The organism is Kitasatospora sp. NPDC056531 (assembly GCF_042794375.1).
GTDB lineage: Bacteria > Actinomycetota > Actinomycetes > Streptomycetales > Streptomycetaceae > Kitasatospora.
Genome location: NZ_JBHTTU010000106.1, coordinates 17,206 through 19,549, shown reverse-complemented (window position 1 = coordinate 19,549; position 2,344 = coordinate 17,206). Strand labels below are relative to the sequence as shown.

Genomic DNA, 2,344 nt, shown 5'->3' with positions numbered 1-2,344 from the left:
GCCCTGACCACGGTCAGGCGGTCGTGGCGGACGGGCAGTCGGGCCGGGTCGCGGACCGCGGCCGTGATGTGGTGCCCGTCGGCGAGGGCGAGGGTGACCAGGTGGCGGCCGATGCCGCCGGTAGCGCCCAGAACGGCGAGTTCCATGACCCCTCCCAGGGGGTGGGTGAGTGCTCACTTCCTTACTTTTCCCGATGGTGAGTGAGTGCTCACCCACTTGTCAAGCTAGGCTGGTGCCCATGACGAACGAGTGGACGCACGAGGGGGCCGAGCCGCTGACCGGGGGCGCGCTGACCCGGGCGCGGGTGCTGGACGCCGCCGCCCGGCTGATCGGCACGGTGGGGCTGGTCCGGGCCACCACCAAGGAGATCGCCCGGGAGGCCGGCTGCTCGGAGGCGGCGCTGTACAAGCACTTCCGGGACAAGGAGGAGATCTTCGTCCGCGTGCTGCGCGAACGCGCTCCGCGCCTGGCCGCCGCCGTCGCCGACCTGCCCGACCGGGCCGGAGCGGGCACGGTGCGCGAGCACCTGGAGGCGGTGGTCGAGGTCGCCGTGCCGTTCTACCGGCAGTCGTTCCCGATGGCCGGCGGGCTGCTCGCCAGCCCCGAGCTGCTCGCCGCGCACCGCCGCAAGCTCGACGACGCCGGTCCGCACCGTGTCAGTTCACACCTGGCCGACTACCTGCGGGCCGAGCAGCGGCTGGGGCGGGTCTCAGCCGCCGTCGACCCGGACGCCGCCGCGATGCTGCTGATCGGCGCCTGCTTCCACCGCGCCTTCCTGGAGGTCTTCTACGCCGGGGAGGGCCCCGCCGAGGCCCTGCGGCCCGTCGCCCTGGCGGAGTTCGCGAGCGCGACCGTCCGGGCCCTGCTCGGCGGCATCGAGGCGCCGGAGGCCTGAGCCGACGAGGCGGGCGCGGTGGCGACCGGGGCTGGGGCGACGGCTCGGTGGGGACGGATCGCCCGGCGCTGCCACCTGGGCGACATGACCTCGAAGAGGTTCCCGGCGTCATCGGTGAAGTAAAGGCCCCGGGCGCACAGCGGGTGGTCGATCCGGCCGTTGTCGGGCGTGCGGGGGGTCGTTTCCGTACCATAAACCGGTTTGTGGCAGCCGGACTTGGCGGATCGTCAGTGCCCGGGGGCGAGGTAGCGGCGGCCCGGTATCTGTTCGAAGATCAGGTTGGTCCGGGTCTGGGCGACCGCCGGGTGGGTGGTGAGGTGGTCGACCACGAAGTCGCGCAGTGCCTCGGGGCCCGCGACGCCGACGTGGAGCAGGTAGTCGTCGGAGCCGGCCATGTGGAAGACCGCCAGGACGCCGGGCAGGTCGGGGGCGGTGCCGCGGAAGCTCTCGTTCTGCTCGCGGGTGTGGGCGCGCAGCCGCACCGAGATCATCGCCTGGAGCGGCAGCCCGATCGCGGCGGGGTCGAGTTCGGCGCGGAAGGCGCGGATGATGCCTCGCTCCTGGAGCGCGCGGACGCGGGCCAGGCAGGTGGACGGGGCGATGCCGACGGCGGCCGCCAGGGCGTTGTTCGGGAGGCGGGCGTTGTCGGCCAGGGCGCTGATGATCGCCCGGTCCACTTCGTCGAGGGGCGCTCGCCGGCCCTGCGGATTGTTCGGCATGCCTGCCAGGATTCCAGTCCGCTCCGCAGATTCGCAAACCTGATCGATCTCGGACCGAATGTTCTTCGGAGGAGCTTCCCCACGGGCCCGGAAAGTTCCATCCTTGCCGCTGGCGACGAACGTCCGTCGCCGTCCGCAGCAACCCCCCGGAGCGCCCGCCCATGAGCCCGACCGCGTCCGCCGCCCTCGCGCCGACCGCAGCCCAGACCGCCGTCGACCCCGGCCCGGAGCTGGACGGCAGCGACTTCGCGCTTCCCGCGGGCGGCCTGGACGACACGCAGCGGCTGCGCGCGCTCGACGCCGTGGACGAGTACCTGACGCGCAAGCGCAAGCACCTGGTCGGCTACCAAGCCACCCAGGACATGCAGGGCACCGCGCTGGACCTGGCCCGGTTCATGCCGAACAACATCAACAACCTCGGCGACCCGTTCCAGAGCGGCGGCTACAAGCCCAACACCAAGGTGGTCGAGCGGGCCGTCCTCGACTACTACGCCAAGCTCTGGCACGCCGAGCGCCCGCACGACCCGGCCGACCCGGAGTCCTACTGGGGCTACATGCTGTCCATGGGCTCGACCGAGGGCAACATGTACGCCCTCTGGAACGCCCGCGACTACCTGAGCGGCAAGGCGCTGATCCAGCCGCCGGCCGCCCCCTTCGACGCCGTGCGCTACGTCAAGGCCGACCCCGACCGGCGGAACCCGAACGCCCACCACCAGGGGGGCGTAGAATC

Annotated in this window: 3 protein-coding genes and 1 pseudogene; 2 read left to right on the top strand and 2 right to left on the bottom strand. The window is 72.4% G+C overall.

Annotation, left to right across the window (positions count from 1 at the left end):
• On the bottom strand, positions 1-146 hold a 146-nt coding region (locus ACFQ87_RS39430; RefSeq protein ID WP_380615771.1), incomplete at its 3' end, for an NAD(P)H-binding protein.
• A gap of 92 nt (positions 147-238) precedes the next feature.
• On the opposite strand from ACFQ87_RS39430, the gene ACFQ87_RS39425 reads away from it, so the two are divergent.
• Positions 239-895 (top strand): TetR/AcrR family transcriptional regulator, encoded by a 657-nt coding sequence (locus ACFQ87_RS39425; protein WP_380615770.1) that lies wholly within the window; start codon positions 239-241, stop codon positions 893-895.
• A 227-nt stretch (positions 896-1,122) separates the two neighbouring features.
• Here the strand turns inward: ACFQ87_RS39425 and ACFQ87_RS39420 are convergent, their stop codons facing one another.
• Positions 1,123-1,614: an Lrp/AsnC family transcriptional regulator gene (locus ACFQ87_RS39420; RefSeq protein ID WP_380615769.1), complete on the bottom strand. Its 492-nt coding sequence runs from the start codon at positions 1,612-1,614 to the stop codon at positions 1,123-1,125.
• A 161-nt stretch (positions 1,615-1,775) separates the two neighbouring features.
• On the opposite strand from ACFQ87_RS39420, the pseudogene ACFQ87_RS39415 reads away from it, so the two are divergent.
• Positions 1,776-2,344, top strand: a pseudogene (locus ACFQ87_RS39415) (histidine decarboxylase); the annotation flags it as partial.